The sequence below is a fragment of the Bradyrhizobium denitrificans genome, assembly GCF_013179005.1.
Lineage (GTDB): Bacteria > Pseudomonadota > Alphaproteobacteria > Rhizobiales > Xanthobacteraceae > Bradyrhizobium > Bradyrhizobium denitrificans.
In genome coordinates, this window is sequence record NZ_JABFDP010000014.1 from 214,323 (window position 1) to 234,100 (window position 19,778).

Below are 19,778 nucleotides of genomic sequence, written 5' to 3' on the forward strand. Positions count from 1 at the left end.
TCTCATGGCGTTGATGCGTCGTCAGTCGCTCGTCAAATTCGATGCACCGCTGTGCGAGACGATCGTCGAGACACCGAAGCCGCAGGGCCGGGAAGTTCTCGTGCGCATCGAACGCTGCGGCCTGTGCCATTCCGACCTGCACATCCAGGATGGCTATGCCGACCTCGGCGGCGGCAAGCGCCTCGACACGACCCGCGGCATGACCCTGCCCTTCACGCTCGGACATGAGATCGCCGGCGTCGTCGACGAGGTCGGACCCGACGTGCCGAAGGACCTGATCGGCGCCCGGCGCGCCGTGTTTCCATGGATCGGCTGCGGCCAGTGCCGCGACTGCGCCAATGGCGACGAGAATTTGTGCGCCAAGCAGCGTTTCCTCGGAGTCTCGATCGACGGTGGCTTCGCCACCCACGTGCTGGTGCCCGACGCGAAGTACCTGCTCGAATATGATCCGCTGCCGGTCAATCAGGCGGCGACCCTGATGTGCTCCGGTGTCACAGCCTATGGCGCGCTCAAGCGTCTCGTCGACCGGCCGCGGCAGCGCAATTTGCTGCTGATCGGACTCGGCGGCGTCGGCATGATGGGACTGTCGTTCGCGCAGGCGATGTTCAAGCAGCCGATCTCGGTCGCCGATCTCTCGGCTGCCGCGCGCGACACCGCGCTGAAGAACGGGGCGGCCACGGCCTATGATCCGGCCGAGCCGGATGTGATCAAGCGCATCCTCAAGGAGACCGAGGGCGGCTTCGACGAGGTCGTCGACTTCGCCGGCAATGAGAAGTCGATGGCGTTTGCCGTGTCGGTCGTGGCTCGCGGCGGCAAGATCGTCGTGTCCGGCCTGATGGGCGGCCAGTTCACCTTGCCGATGGTGCAGTGGGTGTACAAGCGCATGACCATCGAGGGCTTCATGGTCGGTACGCTCGCCGAAGGTCATGAGCTGATGGCCCTGGCCCGCGCCGGCAAGATCAAGCCGCCGCCGATGCGCGAGGCGCCGATGGCCGACGTGCAGAAGTGGATCGATGAGCTCCGTGCCGGCCATGTCGTCGGACGCGTGGTGCTGACCAACTGATGAGTCCATCCATCGCATTGTAGATGCCGTGTGCACGCGGCTCCGAGCCGCGCGCGAAACAGCATCGGCAACGACAAGCGCCGTCGGCTCGCGGTCGGAGCCGCGCGGCCGAACGCGAGCGCGCCGTCGTAGCGGAACGCAGCGGAGGCGTCGCGCGCGCTGATCCGGCAGCAGCCTCAGCGGTGTCTGGGTGGGGTTACGTGCGACATCGATCGACGCGGCTCATTTGTCCACAAATGGTGGCCGCGCGGTGGAGCCAAGCACGCAGCCTGCTCCCATGTGATCCAGCAGCGGAGCCTACATGGCGATCTGCTTGTGGAAAAAATGCCTCAGTCCACAATGAAAACGGCCAGTCAGAATTAATCCGGAATTGGGGCTCATTGCGACCTAACTTCTTTCCGAGAACGCGCCGTTGCGTCGCGTATCCGGAGTCACCAATGGCAAGCCGAACGGCAGGAGTTGCATTCGCCATTGCAGCCGGAATCGTCGTGATTGCCGTGTCGCCGCGCGTATCCATCGCTGCGGATGACTGCCTCACTGAGCCGACCGGCGAGAAGTCCGACGCGCAACGCTGGTACTATCGCTTCGATCGCGGCACCAATCGGCGCTGCTGGTATCTGAAGGACGCCAACGGGAACACCCGTGACATCGCGGCCCCACCGCGGACACCGCAGCAGCCGGCTCCCTGGGACTTTGCCCAGCCTGCGCCGCCCAAGCTGACCGCAAAACGAACCGATGGCCCAGCGCCTCGCGCCAACGCCGAAGCCCTGGCTGAAGCGCCTCAGCCGCGTGTCCGCACGGACCTTGCCATCCGTGGCACGCCGAAGCCGCAGAATGTCGCGATCACGCCGACCACATTGACGGCCTCCGACGCCAACCTGCCGCGCAGTCTCGACGCCTCGCCATGGCCGTCATCGCCGCCGCCGCAGACCGAGCCGGCGATATCCGATTCACAGCCGGCAGCGGCGATCGCCGCGGACGATAACGTTGAACTGGACTCCAATGCAGCGCCGCCGGCTGAAGGGCCGGTGACGGCGACGTCGAAGTCCACCAAGCCGGAAGCGCCCATCCACGTGCTGATGCTGGTGGTGTTCGGCGCCCTCGCGATCTCCGGCCTGCTGGCCAGCGCCCTCTACCGTCTCAGCCGGATGGGACGGAAGCGGCGCCGCGGCGCGGAATGGCAAATGGCGGCACGGACCCGGCGCTCGCGCGCGAAGCCGCGGACAAAAGCAAAAGCGCCAGCCTTCGGTCAGCGCAGCGCTCGCAACGGATCTGGCGCGGGCGACGGCTTTCGGACCCAGGAGACGGCATCGGCGCTCGACCTCGCCAGCGCGCGGCTGTCCGCCGCGACACAGGATCAGGCCGGCGCGAGGCCCCGAGCCGCGGCGCCCGCCCCCTATCAGGATCATTCGAACGACGTTCCCAGCCGACACGATTGGGATCAGGCAGCCGAGTTGCCGAAGCTGCAACCAGCCGAGGCTGTCTGGCAGGCCGCCGATGATCTCGCGGCCCGTGCCGCGGGGCGCCACTCCGCAATGATGGCGCAGGCCGTCCTCTCACAAGGCGTCCAGACCCAGGGATCGATGGCGCAGGGATCGATGACATCGGCCGACATGCCGATCCCCTCAGCCCAGATCGCCCCTGCGGTCCCGCCAACAACAGCGCCCGCGTTTGCGGCCCCGCCAGCGGCCGCTGCCAAGGCCAGCGTGTCTTCGGCCGAGATGGCCCCCCAGGGCTGGTCCGCCCAGACCCGCCCCGCTGCGACCTGGCCGGGCGCGCAAGCGCCTGATGCGCAGATCGCGGCCCCCGCTTCTGCGGCACCGTCCCAGATGGGCGCGCCGGCTGCGCCGGCGCCCCCGCCCGCCCCGGTGGATGTCGCTGAGATCGTATCGGCGCTGCGCAAGGCCCGCACCGGCAATGCCGCGTCGCAGACGCCAGGCGCCGCACCGGTGGATGCGGCGAAGGTGATTGCCGCCCTTCTGGTGTCCCGCGCGGCCAAGCGACGCGCATCGCAACCGTCCACGCCCGAAATGGCGGACGCCTTACCCGCCGCCGACATCGGCGCATCGCAGGCCGCGCCGCCAGCGCCGTCCGTGGTCGATCGCCTCCGCAACGGACACGCCGCAGCGCCCCCGAGGCCTGCGATGTCCACCGACGCGGTCGCCGCCAGTGCAGCTTCATCCGCGGATCCGGCGGCTGCGCTGATCGAGACGCTCCGCGCCCATGCGGCGCGGCAGACACCCCAGCAGCCGCAGGACGCCTCGACCTTCGGGCCGGAGCCCGCGGCGCCTCACAGCGACGACGCTGACCTCGACGATCCCGCCGCGGCCTTGATCAACCTCCTGGAGTCCCGCTTCGCGTTGGCGCAAGACGAACTGGAAGCAGATGGCTCCGACGCGCGCGACGAGGCGTTCGCACCACAGACGCAGCAGCAGATCGCCACCGAGCAGGACGATCCGGCGGCGCAGCTGTTGAGTATGTTGGAATCACGGCCTTCGCTGCCGCCGGCCCCTGCCGTCCGCGAGCCGTCACGACGCCAACCGCCGCAACGTGCGCTGTTCGTCCCGCCTCCGGTCGAGGATGCGGCGACACCGCCGCTCGACTTCATTCCGCGCCCTCAGGCGTTGCGGCCGCGGCCGCGCAACATCCAGCAGGATGAGTCGCTCGACGGTATTCAGGACATCCTGGCGCGGCTCGGACGCCGAGCCTGAGCCCACGCGTCAGCCTTCAAGCTGGCCCTGCAGCTCACGCACGAAGGTCGTCAATCCGGTCCGACGCTCGCGCTTGAGCCGCTCGGCCTTCAGGATCGACTGCACTTCGGCAAAGGCGTCGTCGACATTGCGGTTGATGACGATGTAGTCGTACTCGGCCCAGTGGCTCATCTCGTGGCTGGCCCGGCTCATGCGCCCGCGAATGACCTCGTCGGAATCCTGCGCGCGCGTATGCAGCCGCTTCTCGAGATCGGCAGCGGATGGCGGCAGGATGAACACGCTGACGACATCCTGTCGCGCTTTCTCGCGCAGCTGTTGCGTGCCCTGCCAATCGATGTCGAACAGAACATCCTGGCCGGCCGAAAGAGCCGCTTCGACCGGCGCGCGCGGCGTGCCGTAGCGGTTGTCGAACACGGTCGCCCATTCGAGCAGCTCGTTGCGCTTGACCATCTCCTCGAAGCGCGCACGGTCGACGAAGTGATAGTCACGTCCATCGACCTCACCAGGGCGCATCGGACGTGTCGTCGCCGACACCGACATCTGCAGGCCCGGCATGCGCTCGATCAGCAACCGCGACAGCGTCGTCTTGCCCGCCCCAGAAGGTGACGACAGCACGAACATCAGACCGCGCCGTTCCACCCCGTCGAAGCTTCCGTCGTGAGCCGCCATGGATCACTCCAGATTCTGAACCTGTTCGCGAAACTGCTCGACCACGGTCTTCAGCTCGAGTCCCGTGTTGGTCAGCTCGATGTCGTTCGACTTCGAACAGCAGGTGTTGACCTCGCGGTGGAATTCCTGCGCGAGGAAATCGAGCCGGCGCCCGACCGGCCCGCCCTTGCCGAGCATCTCGCGGGCCTGCGCGACATGCGAGGCGATACGATCGAGCTCCTCGCGGACGTCGGCCTTGGCCGCGATCAGTAGCGCCTCTTGCGCCAGGCGGTCCGGATCGAAACGATCGGAGGTTTCGAGCAAGGCCGCGACCTGCTCCGCGAGCCGCGCCTTGATCGCTTCCGGCTTGCGTCCGGGCGAGGCTTCCGCCCTGCCCGCCAGCGCCTCGATCTCGTCGACACGCTGATTGAGAATCTGGCCGAGCGATTCTCCCTCGCGGCGGCGCATTTCCACCAGATGCTTCAGCGCCGTCTCGAAAGCGGCGATGGCAGCTTCCTTGGCGGCCTTGTCCTCGGCCTCATCGCTCTCCGGCTCGGCCACCTCGATCACACCCTTGATGGACAGCAGCCCGTCGATGCTTGGGGCGACCGCGTCGATCCGCCCCGACAGCGAGCTCGCCACCTTGACCACGGCCGCCAGAACGTCCTCGTTGATGCGAACCGTCGCGCCAGTCTCGGTGCGCTTGACGGTCAGGTTTGCGTAGACAGTGCCGCGGGACAGCACTTCGGTTGCGCGCTTCTTGGCGAAAGCCTCGACCTCGTCCCAGCCCTGCGGCAGCCGCACCCGGACGTCCAGTCCCTTGGCGTTGACGGACTTCAATTCCCACTCGAACGAGTAGGGACCGCTTGCCCCGTGGCTACGGGCAAAGCCGGTCATGCTCGACAGCGCCATTTCGTCAATATCTCCGGCACATCAGGAACGGGCGATAGACTCGCCCCACCAAAAGTGCGCGAACCTTACGGCCTTTTGGCCAAATGTTAAGCCCGGTTCTGCGCGGCCGAGGCGCGTGGACAATTATTGCTGAACGACCGGCGGGCTCGATTGCGCCGCGCCCTGCCTGCCGCCCGCAGCAGGCGCCGGAGCGCCCGATGCGCGATTGGCCGGCGGCTTCTTGGCCCCCGTCGGCGCACGCGGTGCTGCTGCCGCGGCGGCCGGATCAACGGCGCCCGCTGCGGTGGCCGCCGGCGCCTCCTCAGGCTCGACCGTGTCGTTCTGGGTCTGCCGCTCCATCGCCCGCAGCTTGGCGACGTTCTTCTGATGCAGATCGTAGGTCTCGGTGAAGGCGTGACCACCGGTGCCGTCGGCCACGAAATAGAGGTCACGTGTCCGCGCCGGGTTGGCCGTGGCTTCCAGGGACGCCCGGCCCGGGTTTGAGATCGGCCCCGGGGGCAGCCCCTCGATCACATAGGTGTTGTACGGCGAAGGCTGTGTGATTTCGCTGCGCTTGATCGGCCGTCCCAGCGTCCCCTTGCCTCCGACGAGACCGTAGATGATCGTGGGATCCGACTGCAGCTTGATCTTCTGCTTCAAGCGATTGACGAAAACTGCGGCGACCCGGCTGCGTTCGTCCGGCTTGCCGGTTTCCTTCTCGACGATCGAAGCGAGCGTCACCAGCTGTTCTGGCGTCCGCACGGGCAAATCAGGGCTGCGGCGCTCCCAGATCTCGGCCAGCACACGCTTCTGCGCTTGCTGCATGCGCTGAATGACCTGCTCGCGACTCGTGCCACGCGGGAATTTGTAGGTCTCAGGAAGGAGCGTTCCCTCGCGCGGAATTTCACGGACACTGCCGGTGAATATCTCGTTGTCAGAGAGGCGGGCCACGATCTGCTCGGAGGTCAGACCTTCGGGAATCGTGACCCCATGCTGCACGACCTTGCCCTCGACGATCACGCCGATCACGTCGCGCAGCGACGCATTCTTCTGGAACGCATACTCGCCGGGCTTGAGGTCGGAACTCGCCTTCAACGCATACACGCCACCGATGAAGATCCAGGGATTGACGTCGATCACGCCCTCGCGGGCCAGCACGTCCGCGATGTCGCGCTTGCCCGCGCGCTGAGGAATGTTGACGATCTTGTCGTCCTGCAACGGTCCCGGAGCCTCCAGGATCTGCCGTCCGTAGTAATACGCAGCCCCCGCTCCGATCATGGCCAGAAGCAGCAGGGTGATGATCGCATTGCCGACGACGACGAACGGATTGCGGGCCCGATCGGACCGACGCGGCGGCGGCGGCACCCGCTCGGGCTCGAGCGCTGCGCGCGGACTACGGGGCGAGATGGGCGGCCGTTCACTCATCGATGCAACCTTCAGTGCTGTCGCTCTCGTCGCCGCCGTGCGCTCCCCACGCGGCGACGTCACGTCTACGCCCACCCTCACGCTTCATCATCGAATGCGGCGAAAAGGTGTTCTCGCCGGATCTCATGGCCATGGACGGCCGGTTCCGTGCCTCATCGAGCCTGCTCGTCCTGCGAGGACACGCGAACTCTTGGGTTCTAGTGTGGCTGTGGTCGGATATCCGCGTGACGAAACGACAAGCAGTCGCAGCGGTCATCCGTCCTTCCACACTAACCCACCACGCGTCGCAAGATCACCGAAGCATTGGTGCCACCGAACCCGAACGAGTTCGACAGCGCCACGTTGATCTCCCGCTTGCGAGCACTATGCGGCACGAGGTCGATCGCGGTCTCGACCGACGGGTTCTCCAGATTGATTGTCGGCGGCGCGACATTATCCCGAATCGCGAGAATGCTGAAGATCGCTTCGACGGCCCCCGCAGCGCCGAGCAGATGGCCGATCGACGATTTGGTCGAGGACATCGAGATCCTCGATGCTGCGTTGCCGAGCAGGCGCTCGACCGCACCGAGTTCGATCTCGTCACCGACCTGCGTCGAGGTGCCGTGCGCGTTGATGTAGTCGATATCCGCTGCCGTGATTCCGGCGCGCTTCATGGCCGCGCTCATGCTGCGGAAACCGCCGTCGCCATCAGGCGATGGCGAGGTGATGTGATACGCATCGCCCGATAGCCCGTAACCGCAAACCTCGGCGTAGATCCGGGCGCCGCGCGCCTTCGCGTGCTCATATTCCTCGAGCACCACGATGCCGGCGCCCTCGCCCATCACGAAGCCATCGCGATCCTTGTCGTAGGGACGCGAAGCCTTCTCCGGCGTCTCATTGAAGCCGGTGGACAGCGCCCGCGCCGCGCAGAAGCCGGCCATGCCAATTCGGCAGATCGGCGATTCCGTGCCGCCGGCCACCATGACGTCGGCATCGCCGAGCGCGATCAGACGGCTGGCGTCGCCGATGGCATGTGCGCCCGTCGAACACGCCGTGACCACCGAATGGTTGGGGCCCTTCAGCCCGTGCTCGATCGAGACATAGCCCGACGCGAGGTTGATCAGACGTCCGGGGATGAAGAAGGGCGACACCTTCCGCGGACCGCGCTCCTTCAGGAGAATCGCGGTGTCGGCGATGCCCGACAGGCCGCCGATGCCGGAGCCGATCAAGGTGCCGGTGGCACAGCGGTCCTCTTCCGTCGACGGGTGCCAATCGGCATCGTCGAGCGCCTGGCGCGCGGCGGCCATCGCGAAGATGATGAAATCGTCGACCTTGCGCTGGTCCTTCGGCTCCATCCACTGGTCGGCATTGAACGTGCCGTCGGTCCCATCACCACGCGGCACCTGGCAAGCCACCTTGGCCGGCAGATCGGAGACGTCGAACGTCTCGATCTTGCGCGCTCCGCTCTTACCCTGCAGGATGCGCTGCCAGGTCGTTTCCACTCCACAGCCAAGCGGCGAAACCATGCCAAGGCCAGTGACGACAACCCGCCTCATGTTCGTTTCTCCAGACCCGACCTTGGGCGGTTGTTGACCGGCGGATGACGGTCGCCGCACCTCGGGTCATTGTTTCGAGCAACACGTTCTGGCCGGATCGTGCAGCCGAATTGTGCACTGCCGGCCCAATCTGACGACTCCTTACGACGCCGCCAACAGCAAGAAACCGGTCGGCCGCACAAGACGGGCCGGCCGGTTTCGCGCAACGCTCGCCTGAGGATCAGCTCTTGGCGTTCTTCTCAAGGAACTTGGTGGCGTCGCCGACGGTGAGGATCGTCTCCGCGGCGTCGTCAGGGATCTCGCAACCGAACTCTTCCTCGAAGGCCATCACGAGCTCGACCGTGTCGAGGCTGTCGGCACCGAGATCGTCAATGAAGCTCGCGTTGTCGACCACTTTCTCGGGCTCGACACCAAGGTGCTCGACCACGATCTTCTTAACCCGCTCGCCAATCTCACTCATCGTTCAACCTCGTGCTTGTTCCTTTAAGACCCGACCCCCGGATGATCCGCATCACCCCGGCCGTTAAACTTCCTTCGCGATCGCGCAAAACCAGATTTGCCCCGCAGCGCCCCTTTACCGAAATCTGGCGGACGACTTGCGGTCCGAAAACTTCGGAAACGGGGCCACTCACAAACTCCAATCCTCAAGGACTCCACGAGTCCGGCACGCCTCCGACCCAGAGCGCTCAAACAGGAACCCGGATCAGCAGCACCAGCCGACGGAGGCCCGGCGAACGATGGCAGCTCGCCCCGCCAATATACAGGGTTTGGAAATCCTGCAATGGCGTTCTTCGTGCCCCCATCGGCGGCCCAGTTAACATACACGCGAATCCTTGGCGACTCGGACCGGGAGGTCGACTGCGACGTCTTTTCGCCGCATTCCGAGCCGGGGAAACGCTTAGATCATGGCCATGCCGCCGTTGACATGGATGGTCTGCCCCGTGACGTAGGCCGCCTCGTTGGAGGCGAGGTACACCGCAGCTGCAGCAATATCCTCCGGCGTGCCGAGTCGCGCCGCAGGCACCTTGGCCAGGATCGTCTCGCGCTGCTTGTCGTTCAGCGCGTCGGTCATCGGCGTCTTGATGAAGCCAGGCGCAATGCAGTTCGCAGTCACGCCACGCTTGGCATATTCCGCACCGAGCGTCTTGATCATGCCAATGATGCCGGCCTTGGAAGCCGTGTAATTCCCCTGCCCGGGATTGCCGGTCACGCCGACGATCGACGTGATCGCGATGATTCGGCCGAAACGCTTGCGCATCATCAGCTTGGTCGCCGCGCGCGACAGGCGGAAGGTCGCGGTCAGGTTGACCTTGATGACCTCGTCCCAGTCTTCGTCACGCAGTTGCACGAACAGGTTGTCACGCGTGATGCCAGCGTTGGCCACGAGAATGTCGACCTGGCCCATGGCCTGTTCCGCGGCCGGCACCAGCGCCTCGACCTCGGCACTATCCGACAGGTTGCAGGGCAGCACATGCACACGGCTGCCCAGCTCGCCCGCCAGCGTTTCCAGCACCTCGCGGCGCGTGCCGGAAATCGCAACCGTCGCGCCCTGCGCGTGCATCGCCTTGGCGATCGCATTGCCGATGCCGCCGGTCGCGCCGGTGACCAGCGCGGTCCTGCCACTCAGATCGAACATTCAACTCTCCATCAATGCCGCTACACGCAGCCGGTTACGCCGTTTTGGCCGCGGCCAGCGCGTCCTTGGCGGCCGCAATGTCCGCCGGACCGCCGACCGCGACGCCGACCGCACCATCCGCGATCCGCTTGACCAGACCACTCAGGACCTTGCCGGCGCCGATCTCGAAAAAGCGCGTCACGCCCTGACCTGCCATATAGGCGATCGATTCGCGCCAGCGCACCGTGCCCGTGACCTGCTCGACCAGCCGACGGCGAATCTCGTCGGGGTCGCTGATCGGTGCCGCGAGCACGTTCGACACCAGCGGCGACGCCGGCGCCTTGATCGTCACTTTCGACAGCGCCTCTGCCATGACGTCGGCCGCCGGCTGCATCAGCTTGCAGTGGAACGGCGCCGAGACCGGCAGCAGCATCGCGCGCTTCGCGCCCTTGGCGCGCGCAATGTCGACAGCGCGATCAACCGCGGCCTTGTTGCCGGAAACGACCACCTGGCCGCCGCCATTGTCGTTCGCCGCCTGGCAGACCTCGCCTTGAGCAGCCTCCTCGGCCACCGCCACCGCAGCCTCGTAATCCATCCCGAGCAGCGCGGCCATCGCGCCGACCCCGACCGGAACAGCCTTCTGCATGGCCAGGCCGCGCGTCCGCAGCAAGCGGGCGGTGTCGGCAATGCTGAGGCTGCCGGCTGCCGCAAGCGCCGAATACTCGCCGAGCGAGTGGCCGGCAACGAAGGCTGCGTCACGGCCGACCGAGAACCCGGCCTCGGCCTCGAGCACCCGCAAGGCCGCCATCGAGACCGCCATGAGGGCGGGCTGGGCATTTTCCGTCAACTGCAAGGTTTCGGCCGGGCCTTCCCAGATGATCGCGGTCAGCTTCTCGCCAAGGGCGGTATCGACCTCCTCGAACACGGCGCGAGCCACCGGAAAGGCGTCTGCCAACGCCTTGCCCATGCCGACGGCCTGGGACCCTTGCCCCGGAAAAGTGAATGCTGCCGTCATGGCCGCTCCCTGAACGTTCCAAAATCCCTGGAATTGAGTAACTTTGGCCGGAAAGACACTGGCCAAGGCCGTGATGTCAAGCGCGTGACGGGCGCAATTCGACCACTTTCCCTTGCCTTGGGGCCGAAAATCGGTATAAGGCGCGCCATCCGTGGATCCCGAGCCGGGAGCTGAACGGACGGTCTCAGCAAAATCTCCCTGTCTAATCGCAGCGATTTTCTAATCTCAGTGATTTCCAGGCGACTTTGATGTGGCAGGGCCAGTCGGCCCGTCGTCCCGTGTTCCCGCCTTCTGAGCTGACGTCTGCGAGTCCTTTCCACAAGGGCTCGAAGGGCTTGACGCCGGGATTTACGCCAACTTGGAAAGGACAGCCATGCCGCTTTACGAGCATGTTTTCCTCGCGCGTCAGGACGCGAGCACCCAGCAGGTGGAAGAACTGACGACTCAGATGACCGGTATCGTCGAAGGTCTCGGCGGCAAGGTCACCAAGACTGAGAATTGGGGCGTTCGCTCCCTCACCTACCGCATGAACAAGAACCGCAAGGCGCACTTCGTGCTGCTCAACATCGACGCGCCGTCGGCGGCGATCGCCGAGATCGAGCGTCAGGAGCGGATCAGCGAAGACGTCATCCGTTACCTCAGCGTCCGCGTCGACGAGCTCGAGGAAGGCCCTTCGGCGATGATGCGCAAGGCCGATCGCGACCGTGAGCGCGACGACCGCGGCGGCGGCTTCCGCGGTGAGCGCGATGGCGGCGGCTTCCGTGGCGATCGCGGTGACCGTGGCGATCGTGGCCCGCGCCGGCCCCGTGACGAAGAAACTGCGGACGAGGAGTAAGATCAATGGCTGAAGCCCCCGCACGTCGCCCGTTCTTCCGCCGCCGCAAGACCTGCCCGTTCTCCGGGCCGAACGCGCCGAAGATCGACTACAAGGACTCCAAGCTGCTGATGCGCTACGTCTCCGAGCGCGGCAAGATCGTGCCGAGCCGCATCACCGCGGTGTCTGCCAAGAAGCAGCGTGAGCTGGCCCGCGCCATCAAGCGCGCTCGCTTCCTCGGCCTGCTGCCTTACGTCATCCGCTGATCGGCGGTCAGGAATCGGCGGCCTTGCGCCGCCGATTTCCCGTGTCGAATACTCAGAATTCGCATAAGGCTTCCGGGTCGTCCGGTCGCCGATGGTTGGGGCGAGTTGGCCTCTAACCGCTCGAAGGGAGCGGGACAGCTGATGATCGGACTGTTTCTCATCGCGCTCGCCGCAGGCGCCGCCTCGGCGCTCATGTTTGCCTCTCCCATGTCGGGCGCGGCGATGTCGATCCTGCTCGCGCTGTTTGCGCCGGTGCCGCTGATCGTCGTGGGCATCTCGTGGGGACGTCTCTGCGCCGCCATCGGCGGTGTCGCGGCCATGGCCGCCGTGCTGGCCATTTTCGGCGCGGATCGCGGCGTCGCCTTTGCCGTCACGATTGCGCTGCCGGCCTGGTGGCTCGGCCATCTCGTTCTGCTTGGCCGGCCGATGACCGAGCCGCAGGATGGCGTGGAATGGTACCCCCCCGGCAGCATCCTGCTGTGGATCGCGGCCATCGCGACGCTCATCGTTGCGTTTGCCTTCGGCACGGACGTCTCGGCCACCAACGATGACCTGAGGCGCCTGCTCTCGCGTGTGTTCACCAGCGCCGTCCCGCCGGATACGGTCGACATTCCGCGCCTTGTCGAATTCTTCCTGATCGTGGCGCCTCCCCTGGCCGCGATGATCATGACGACGATCCTCGCGCTCAGCGTCGTGATTGCGGCGAAGATCACGGCGATTTCCGGTCGCCTGATGCGCCCCTGGCCCCGCCTGCGTGACACCAAGCTGCCGCCGATGACGCTTGCCGCGCTGTGCGCGATCATCGCGTTCTGCTTCCCTGGCGGGGTTGTCGGCCTGCTGGCGCGGATCGCGGCCGCTGCACTGCTGACCGCCTACGCCCTCACCGGCCTGGCCGTGCTCCATACGCTCACGCTGCCGTTGCGAACCCGCCCGCTCTGGCTCGGCCTCGCCTACGCATTGATGCTCACCTTCATCTGGCCGCTGCCGATGCTGGCGATGATCGCGCTGGGGATCGCCGACGCCGCCTTCGACCTCCGTCACCGCTTCGGGCCGCGGCAGCCGCCGCCGTTGCCGGTACCGTAAAAGCTCAACCTCTCACCAACCGCTTCCGAACATCACAAGGAGAACATCGATGGAAGTCATTCTGCTGGAACGTGTCGCCAAGCTCGGCCAGATGGGCGAGATCGTGAAGGTCAAGGACGGGTTCGCCCGCAACTTCCTGCTCAAGCGCAAGAAGGCGCTGCGGGCGACCGCCGAGAACAAGGCCAAGTATGAGGGCATGAAGGCCGAGCTCGAGGCCAACAACATCAAGGCCAAGGGCGAGGCCGCCAAGGTGGCCGAGAAGATCGACGGCCGCGACATCGTCATCATCCGCCAGGCGTCCGAATCCGGCCAGCTGTTCGGCTCGGTCTCGGTGCGTGACATCGTCGTCGCGCTCGCCGCCGACGGCATCACCGTCAGCCGTCCGCAGGTCTGGCTCGACGCCCCGATCAAGGCGATCGGCCAGCAGAAGATCACCATCGCGATCCATCCGGAGGTCGAGACCTCGGTGACCGTGACGGTGGCCCGCAGCGCCGACGAGGCCGAGCGCATCAAGCGCGGCGAGGACATCTCGACCCGCCAGGAGGATCGCGACGCCGCCGCCGAGGCCATCGCCGCCGCCGGCGAGTTCTTCGATCCGGAGGCCCAGGAGGACGAGGCCGCCGCTGGCGAGACCGCGCAGTAAGCGCGACGAGCGCCCCCGCAAGACCACAAAGCCCGGCTCATCGAGCCGGGCTTTTCGTTTCCCGCATCAGCGCGACGGCGAGGACGGCGCCGACGCATCGTCGGCGCTGCTCGCAGCCGTCGGCACCGCCTGGGTCGTCGCGGGGGCCGGGGTCACGGGCGGAACCGGATCGGCGCGCAGTGCCGGCGCCGCCTCGCTCGAGGTCGCAGGCGCGACCCGCGGCGGTTCGGAGCGCGTGGCATTGTCGTCGCGCGCGGCGGCAGGACGCGTGGCACCGGTCGGCTCGCTGCGGGGGTCGTCGGCCGCCGCCCCGTCCTGCGGCGCCGGCTTCTTGCGCTTGCCATGCCGGCCCTTGGCCGAAGACTGGCCGTCGCCATCGGCCGGGGCCGTGCCGGCCTCGGGAACCGCCTCGGGCTTGCCTTCGGCCGGCGCCGAGCGCTCGGACCGCTTGTGATGGCCGGACCGGCGGCGCGGCTCGGCCGGGCCGCCCGCATCGTCAGGCTTCGCCTCGGACGGCTCGGCGCTGACAGCAGACCGGGCGCGGCGTTCGGTCCGCGTCTCCTTGCCGTCTTTTCCATCCTTGCCCGAATGTCCCATGGAGCGCGCATCGGCCGCGCCATTGGTGATCAGGTAGTTGGCGAGCACGCCAGCCATCTCAGGGCTGGTCGTATAATGCTGCCGCAAAAAGCCGGGCAACGAGCTCGCCGACGTGTTCTTGGCCAGACCGCGCGGCGATTTGTGGCAGACCACGCAGGTTCCGTTGAAGATCTGAGCGGGACTCTTGCCCGCGTCGAGATTTTCCTGCGCGCCGGCCCCGCCCGCAAACATCACGCAGAACGCAGCCACCACCGTCGCCAGATTGAGCGCTCGGCCCACCATCCTCATTCTCCAGCTATCGTTTCGCCCCACACGGCGTCGCCAGCGCGACATCCGCTGCCGTGTTCCTCTCGCTATCAGCGGAACGTGACAGCGCGCCTTGCGGCCGCTCCACGGTCCTCGACGGCGATCCTTCGACCCCGCCAGCCGTCCCATGACGGACATCCGCCAACCACCGGCCGCGCGCGGCATCGTTTTAGCGGATCGCTGAGGGAATGAAAGCGCACAGATGTCCCGCCCCACAGCTGTTCCGCCCGGGATGTGATTTCGGAATAACCGCTTTGTCACAAACGCAATGGCATTCATATGCCCGCCGCGTAACATAACGACCTGATGAATGGGAACCAATCGGTTCTCAACGCGTCGAGTGCGACAGCCGGGAAAGTCAGCATCTCACGGGATAAGCTCGTTGGGTGGTGTGGATGGACCGTTTGCTGCGTCGTCTTTTGTCTCGTTTCATTTGCCGCGGGTCGATCAGCTTTGCGACCGCGGATGGCACGACATTCCGCTGTGGGGATGGAACCGGCGTTCCCGTCGCAGCGCGATTTCTCACCCATGACGCCGAGCGCAGGGTGTTGCTGAACCCCGAACTGGCGCTCGGCGAGCTCTATATGGACGGCAGCTTCGTGATCGAGCAGGGCTCGGTCGCGGACTTCCTGGCGATCGTCATGAGTCAGCCGGCGGCCGTGCCCGACTGGGCCAAGCCGCAATGGTGGCTGCGCTATCTGGTCCGGCACCTGGGCCAACTCAACATCCGCGGACGGTCGCGCCAGAACGTGGCGCATCATTACGACCTCGACGGCCGGCTCTACGCGCTGTTCCTCGACGCCGACCGGCAATATTCCTGCGCCTATTTCGAAACGCCGGATGCGACGCTGGACGATGCCCAGCTTGCCAAGAAGCGGCATCTCGCCGCCAAACTGCTGATCGACCGCAACGATCGCATCCTGGACATCGGCTGCGGCTGGGGCGGGCTCGGCCTCTATCTGGCTGCAATGACCGGAGCCGACGTGACCGGCGTGACCCTGTCGAACGAGCAGCTGCAGGTCGCCAATGCCCGAGCGGCGGAACGCAACCTGTCGGGATCCGCGCGCTTCCTGCTGCAGGATTACCGCGACGTCCCCGGCACGTTCGACCGCATCGTGTCGGTCGGCATGTTCGAACATGTCGGAGTCGCCTTCTACGACACGTTCTTCCGCCGCTGCGCCGAGCTGCTGGACGACGACGGCATCATGGTGCTGCACTCGATCGGCCGTTCCGAGGGGCCGGATGCCACCAATCCGTGGATCGCCAAATACATCTTCCCCGGCGGGTACATCCCCGCTTTGTCGGAAGTGTTGCCGGCGATCGAACGCGCAGGGCTGCTGGTCTGCGACATCGAGATCCTGCGCCTGCATTATGCCGACACGCTGAAAGCCTGGCGCGAGCGGTTCCTGGCCCGGCGCGAGGAGGCCGTGCAGCTCTATGACGAGCGCTTTGCTCGGATGTGGGAGTTCTATCTGGCGGCCTCGGAGATGGCATTCCGCAAACAGAACATGATGAACTTCCAGATCCAGCTGACCAAGCGCCAGGGCATCGTGCCGATGACGCGCGACTACATCCAGCGCGAGGAGGCAAGGCTGCGGACTCTGGAGCGCGGCACACGTCCAACGCTGCGGATGGCGGGCGAGTAGCGGGCGCCGCTGCGCTCCGCGATGGCGTGGCGACGGGCGGAGGTGCTGCGCGCAGTCTCCGCTCGTCCCGCACGCCTCGTCTGGTTCAATCTCAAGATGCCCGCTCTTCAACCTGCATCTTCCGCACGAATTGTCCCTCATCCATCTCAAACTTTCGAACAAATCGTTCGATCTGTGAACTGGCTCACAGACCCCGGGAAAGCCCGGCCGTATTGTCCCGGCATGATCAAGAGCCCGACCCAAGCCATGCTGGAACCCCAGACCGACTTCAGCACCGATTACGCGCTGATTGCCGCCGGCGTGGGCGCCTCCCTCATCGCCCTGCTCTATCTGCTGCTGGTCTGACGCCTCGCGCGGATCTTTCGACAGCCGCCACGCGCCAAGGCGCACTGGCCGCCTTCTCGCCTCCCCGACTGCGACCTGCCGTCCGCTCCGCGTCGATGCCCCGGAGTTCCGCTCCGGGACGTCCGGCCTTGCCACAGGCGAGGTCGTCAAGCACGTCATCTGGCGAGTCCGGATTCATCCACCAAATTTACCGGACAGTGAATAGAGGCCAGCTTTCGCTTCCGCTTCGCGCGCGACTGGCGCTTTATCCCCTCCCCTTCAAAGCTGCTAAAAATTGCCATGGCACTTACCGATTCGAACGTCTTCAAGCTGGCGCCGGCTGACGCGGCGACACCGGCCTACCGCAGCCCTCCTCACAACATCGAGGCGGAACAGGGTCTGCTCGGGGCTATTCTGGTCAATAACGACGCGTTTTATCGCGTGTCCGACTTCCTCGAGCCGAAGCATTTCTTCGAGCCGCTGCATCAGACCATCTTCGAGACCGCCTCCAGCCTGATCCGGATGGGCAAGATCGCGACGCCCGTCACCTTGAAGACGTTCCTGCCCGCCGATGTCGATCTCGGCGGCATGACCGTGGGCCAATATCTCGCGCGCCTCGCGGCCGAGGCGACCACGATCATCAACGCGCAGGATTATGGCCGCACGATCTACGATCTGTCGTTGCGGCGCGACCTGATCGGCATCGGCGAGGACATGGTCAACGTCGCCTATGACGCGCCGGTCGACTTCGCGCCGCGCAACCAGATCGAGGACGCCGAGCGCCGGCTGTACGAGCTCGCCGAGTCCGGACGCTATGATGGCGGCTTCCAGAAATTCTCGCAGGCGCTGACCACCGCGCTCGACATGGCCGCCAAGGCCTTCCAGCGCGACGGCAAGCTGTCGGGCATCTCGACTGGCCTGCGCGATCTCGACGCCAAGATGGGCGGCCTGCAGCACTCCGACTTGATCATCCTCGCCGGCCGCCCCGGCATGGGCAAGACCTCGCTTGCCACCAACATCGCCTACAACGTCGCCCAGGCCTATGTGCCGGAACTGCAGCCGGACGGCACCTACAAGGCCGCCCAGGGCGGCGTGGTCGGGTTCTTCTCGTGCGAAATGAGCGGCGAACAGCTCGCCACCCGTATCATCGCCGAGCGCAGCGGCATTCCCTCCAGCCACATCCGCCGCGGCGGCATCACCGAGGCCGATTTCGAGAAGCTGCGCGAATGCTCGATCGAGCTGCAGTCGCTGCCGTTCTATGTCGACGAAACCGGCGGCATCTCGATCTCGCAGGTGATGGCGCGCGCCCGCCGGCTGAAGCGCCAGAAGGGCCTCGACCTCCTGGTGATCGACTACATCCAGCTGCTCGCCGGCTCCGGCAAGCGCGGCAGCGACAACCGCGTGCAGGAAATCACCGAGATCACCACCAGCCTGAAGGCGCTGGCCAAGGAGCTCAACGTTCCGATCATCGCGCTGTCGCAGCTGTCGCGCCAGGTCGAAAACCGCGACGACAAGCGGCCGCAGCTGTCCGACCTTCGTGAATCCGGCTCGATCGAGCAGGACGCCGACGTCGTGCTGTTTGTGTATCGCGGCGAGTACTATCTGGCCGCCAAGGAGCCGCGTCCCGGCACCGAGGAGCACCAGAAGTGGCAGACCGAAATGGAACTGGCGCTCGGCAAGGCCGAGGTGATCATCGGCAAGCAGCGTCACGGTCCGACCGGCACGGTCGAGCTGCACTTCGACGCCTCCGTCACCCGCTTCGGCGATCTCGCGCATGACGGCCTGCCGCCGCAGCATCACGACTATTGACCGTGTGCTGTTGAACCGGGGCGCTGCGGCGCGTAAAAGCGCCCCATGAGTGTTCCCGAACCGAAACCCGTCGAGTCGCCGGCAGCGGCGGTTGACGATCTGGTGCCCGCCGCCGCAACCGGCGTGCTGACCATCGATCTCGACGCGCTCGCCGCCAATTGGCGCAAGCTGGAAAAGACCGCGGTGCCGGCCGAATGCGCCGGCGTCATCAAGGCCGACGCCTATGGCTGCGGCATCCCCCAGGTGGCGCGCACGCTGGCCGCAGCCGGCTGCAAGACGTTCTTCGTCGCGACGCTGAGCGAGGCCAAGGTCGCACGCACCGCCCTGCCCGACAGCGCGGCGCTCTACGTGCTCGACGGCTTCTTCCAGAACACCGGCGAAGACTACGCCGCGATCAACTGCCGCCCGGTGATCGGTGACCTCAACGAGCTCGCCGAGTGGGACATGTTCTGCCGCCGCACCGGCTGGAAGGGCGGCGCCGCCATCCATGTCGACACCGGCATGAACCGGCTCGGCTTCACGCCGACCGACGCCCAGGGCATGATCCCGCGCATCCAGAGCGGCGACCACGGCATCACCCTCATCATGAGCCATCTCGCTTCGGCCGAGCAGCTCAACAGCCCGTCGAATGCGCGCCAGCTCAGCCTCTTCCGCGAGGTCGCCAGCGTGTTCACTGGCGTGCCCGCAGCGCTGGCCGCCTCCTCCGGCATCTTCCTCGGCGCCGCCTTCCAGTTCGACATGGTCCGCCCCGGTGCGGCGCTCTACGGGATCAATCCGACGCCGGAGGCCGACAACCCGATGCAGCCGGTCGCCGAGATCAAGGCCCGCATCGTGCAGCTGCGCGACCTCGCCCGCGGCGACACGGTCGGCTATGGCGGCACCTGGACCGCGCGCCGTCCGACGAAGATCGCGATCCTCTCGGCCGGCTATGCCGACGGCTATTTCCGCGCCGCGAGTTCCAATGACGGCACCCGCGGCGCCGACGTCGTCATCGCCGGCCAGCGCTGCCCCGTCGCCGGCCGCGTCTCGATGGACCTGATCGCGGTCGACGTGACCGACCTGCCGCCCAAGGCCGCCCGCCGCGGCCACTTCGCCACCCTGCTCGGCGAAGGCATCACCGTCGACGAACTCGCGCATCATTTCGGCACCATCGGCTACGAGGTTATGACCAATCTCGGCCGCCGCTATCACCGCATCTACAAGGGTGGCACGGCGGCGGCGGAGAGCTGATCGCCTGCAGCGACGCTCGCCGGATGCATTGGCGTCCCGCCGCTGCTTCCCCATCGTCATTGCGAGCGAAGCGACGCAATCCAGAATCCCGCCCACCACCCTGGATTGCTTCACTTCTGTTCAGCCCGGGGACATAGCTTACACCTGTTCGGGGACA

The 19,778-nt window shown here is 66.1% G+C and carries 17 protein-coding genes; 9 read left to right on the forward strand and 8 right to left on the reverse strand.

What is annotated here, in order from left to right; all coding sequences use genetic code 11:
- Positions 1-4 precede the first annotated feature (4 nt).
- Complete coding sequence (locus HL671_RS17490) at positions 5-1,063, forward strand: alcohol dehydrogenase (protein ID WP_172237120.1); 1,059 nt, start codon at positions 5-7, stop codon at positions 1,061-1,063.
- Between the two features lie 437 nt (positions 1,064-1,500).
- Complete coding sequence (locus HL671_RS17495) at positions 1,501-3,774, forward strand: hypothetical protein (RefSeq protein ID WP_172237121.1); 2,274 nt, start codon at positions 1,501-1,503, stop codon at positions 3,772-3,774.
- A gap of 9 nt (positions 3,775-3,783) precedes the next feature.
- On the opposite strand, the gene gmk is transcribed toward HL671_RS17495, so the two are convergent.
- The 7 genes from gmk to fabD all read right to left on the reverse strand — a co-directional run bounded on the left by gmk (position 3,784) and on the right by fabD (position 10,903).
- A complete protein-coding gene (gene gmk, locus HL671_RS17500) occupies positions 3,784-4,443 on the reverse strand; it encodes a guanylate kinase (RefSeq protein WP_012043904.1) in 660 nt (219 codons plus the stop codon).
- Positions 4,444-4,446: 3 nt separating this feature from the next.
- Positions 4,447-5,334 (reverse strand): YicC/YloC family endoribonuclease, encoded by an 888-nt coding sequence (locus HL671_RS17505; protein WP_012043903.1) that lies wholly within the window; start codon positions 5,332-5,334, stop codon positions 4,447-4,449.
- 123 nt (positions 5,335-5,457) lie between these two features.
- Entirely contained in the window at positions 5,458-6,738 is a 1,281-nt protein-coding gene (mltG, locus tag HL671_RS17510; protein ID WP_041750737.1) for an endolytic transglycosylase MltG, read from the reverse strand.
- 269 nt (positions 6,739-7,007) lie between these two features.
- Positions 7,008-8,273, reverse strand: coding sequence for a beta-ketoacyl-ACP synthase II (gene fabF / locus HL671_RS17515; protein ID WP_172237122.1), 1,266 nt, complete (start codon positions 8,271-8,273; stop codon positions 7,008-7,010).
- Between the two features lie 220 nt (positions 8,274-8,493).
- Positions 8,494-8,733 (reverse strand): acyl carrier protein, encoded by a 240-nt coding sequence (locus tag HL671_RS17520; protein ID WP_006610957.1) that lies wholly within the window; start codon positions 8,731-8,733, stop codon positions 8,494-8,496.
- 438 nt (positions 8,734-9,171) lie between these two features.
- Complete coding sequence (fabG, locus tag HL671_RS17525; RefSeq protein ID WP_012043900.1) at positions 9,172-9,909, reverse strand: 3-oxoacyl-[acyl-carrier-protein] reductase; 738 nt, start codon at positions 9,907-9,909, stop codon at positions 9,172-9,174.
- A 34-nt stretch (positions 9,910-9,943) separates the two neighbouring features.
- Entirely contained in the window at positions 9,944-10,903 is a 960-nt protein-coding gene (gene fabD, locus HL671_RS17530; RefSeq protein ID WP_172237123.1) for an ACP S-malonyltransferase, read from the reverse strand.
- 373 nt (positions 10,904-11,276) lie between these two features.
- Between fabD and rpsF the strand changes: the two genes are divergently transcribed.
- The 4 genes from rpsF (at position 11,277) to rplI (ending at position 13,709) form a co-directional block, all read left to right on the forward strand.
- The gene (rpsF, locus tag HL671_RS17535) at positions 11,277-11,738 is read left to right on the forward strand and encodes a 30S ribosomal protein S6 (RefSeq protein ID WP_012043898.1); all 462 of its coding nucleotides are present in this window, start codon (positions 11,277-11,279) and stop codon (positions 11,736-11,738) included.
- A gap of 5 nt (positions 11,739-11,743) precedes the next feature.
- Positions 11,744-11,983 (forward strand): 30S ribosomal protein S18, encoded by a 240-nt coding sequence (rpsR, locus tag HL671_RS17540; protein ID WP_008963441.1) that lies wholly within the window; start codon positions 11,744-11,746, stop codon positions 11,981-11,983.
- Between the two features lie 141 nt (positions 11,984-12,124).
- Positions 12,125-13,066, forward strand: coding sequence for a YybS family protein (locus tag HL671_RS17545; protein ID WP_172237124.1), 942 nt, complete (start codon positions 12,125-12,127; stop codon positions 13,064-13,066).
- 49 nt (positions 13,067-13,115) lie between these two features.
- Positions 13,116-13,709: a 50S ribosomal protein L9 gene (gene rplI, locus HL671_RS17550; protein WP_012043896.1), complete on the forward strand. Its 594-nt coding sequence runs from the start codon at positions 13,116-13,118 to the stop codon at positions 13,707-13,709.
- A gap of 66 nt (positions 13,710-13,775) precedes the next feature.
- Here the strand turns inward: rplI and HL671_RS17555 are convergent, their stop codons facing one another.
- A complete protein-coding gene (locus HL671_RS17555; RefSeq protein WP_012043895.1) occupies positions 13,776-14,588 on the reverse strand; it encodes a hypothetical protein in 813 nt (270 codons plus the stop codon).
- A gap of 419 nt (positions 14,589-15,007) precedes the next feature.
- Between HL671_RS17555 and HL671_RS17560 the strand changes: the two genes are divergently transcribed.
- The 3 genes from HL671_RS17560 to alr all read left to right on the forward strand — a co-directional run bounded on the left by HL671_RS17560 (position 15,008) and on the right by alr (position 19,621).
- Positions 15,008-16,258, forward strand: a complete 1,251-nt coding sequence (locus HL671_RS17560) for an SAM-dependent methyltransferase (RefSeq protein ID WP_172237125.1) — start codon at positions 15,008-15,010, stop codon at positions 16,256-16,258.
- A 624-nt stretch (positions 16,259-16,882) separates the two neighbouring features.
- Positions 16,883-18,391, forward strand: a complete 1,509-nt coding sequence (locus tag HL671_RS17565; protein ID WP_012043892.1) for a replicative DNA helicase — start codon at positions 16,883-16,885, stop codon at positions 18,389-18,391.
- A 45-nt stretch (positions 18,392-18,436) separates the two neighbouring features.
- Complete coding sequence (alr, locus tag HL671_RS17570) at positions 18,437-19,621, forward strand: alanine racemase (protein ID WP_012043891.1); 1,185 nt, start codon at positions 18,437-18,439, stop codon at positions 19,619-19,621.
- Positions 19,622-19,778 lie beyond the last annotated feature (157 nt).

Bases quoted from the DNA above. Each gene is read 5' to 3' on its own strand.
- HL671_RS17490 (WP_172237120.1), top strand. From the start codon at position 5: ATGGCGTTGATGCGTCGTCAGTCGCTCGTCAAATTCGATGCACCGCTG.
- HL671_RS17495 (WP_172237121.1), top strand. From the start codon at position 1,501: ATGGCAAGCCGAACGGCAGGAGTTGCATTCGCCATTGCAGCCGGAATC.
- gmk (WP_012043904.1), bottom strand. From the start codon at position 4,443: ATGGCGGCTCACGACGGAAGCTTCGACGGGGTGGAACGGCGCGGTCTG.
- HL671_RS17505 (WP_012043903.1), bottom strand. From the start codon at position 5,334: ATGGCGCTGTCGAGCATGACCGGCTTTGCCCGTAGCCACGGGGCAAGC.
- mltG (WP_041750737.1), bottom strand. From the start codon at position 6,738: ATGAGTGAACGGCCGCCCATCTCGCCCCGTAGTCCGCGCGCAGCGCTC.
- fabF (WP_172237122.1), bottom strand. From the start codon at position 8,273: ATGAGGCGGGTTGTCGTCACTGGCCTTGGCATGGTTTCGCCGCTTGGC.
- HL671_RS17520 (WP_006610957.1), bottom strand. From the start codon at position 8,733: ATGAGTGAGATTGGCGAGCGGGTTAAGAAGATCGTGGTCGAGCACCTT.
- fabG (WP_012043900.1), bottom strand. From the start codon at position 9,909: ATGTTCGATCTGAGTGGCAGGACCGCGCTGGTCACCGGCGCGACCGGC.
- fabD (WP_172237123.1), bottom strand. From the start codon at position 10,903: ATGACGGCAGCATTCACTTTTCCGGGGCAAGGGTCCCAGGCCGTCGGC.
- rpsF (WP_012043898.1), top strand. From the start codon at position 11,277: ATGCCGCTTTACGAGCATGTTTTCCTCGCGCGTCAGGACGCGAGCACC.
- rpsR (WP_008963441.1), top strand. From the start codon at position 11,744: ATGGCTGAAGCCCCCGCACGTCGCCCGTTCTTCCGCCGCCGCAAGACC.
- HL671_RS17545 (WP_172237124.1), top strand. From the start codon at position 12,125: ATGATCGGACTGTTTCTCATCGCGCTCGCCGCAGGCGCCGCCTCGGCG.
- rplI (WP_012043896.1), top strand. From the start codon at position 13,116: ATGGAAGTCATTCTGCTGGAACGTGTCGCCAAGCTCGGCCAGATGGGC.
- HL671_RS17555 (WP_012043895.1), bottom strand. From the start codon at position 14,588: ATGGTGGGCCGAGCGCTCAATCTGGCGACGGTGGTGGCTGCGTTCTGC.
- HL671_RS17560 (WP_172237125.1), top strand. From the start codon at position 15,008: ATGGACCGTTTGCTGCGTCGTCTTTTGTCTCGTTTCATTTGCCGCGGG.
- HL671_RS17565 (WP_012043892.1), top strand. From the start codon at position 16,883: ATGGCACTTACCGATTCGAACGTCTTCAAGCTGGCGCCGGCTGACGCG.
- alr (WP_012043891.1), top strand. From the start codon at position 18,437: ATGAGTGTTCCCGAACCGAAACCCGTCGAGTCGCCGGCAGCGGCGGTT.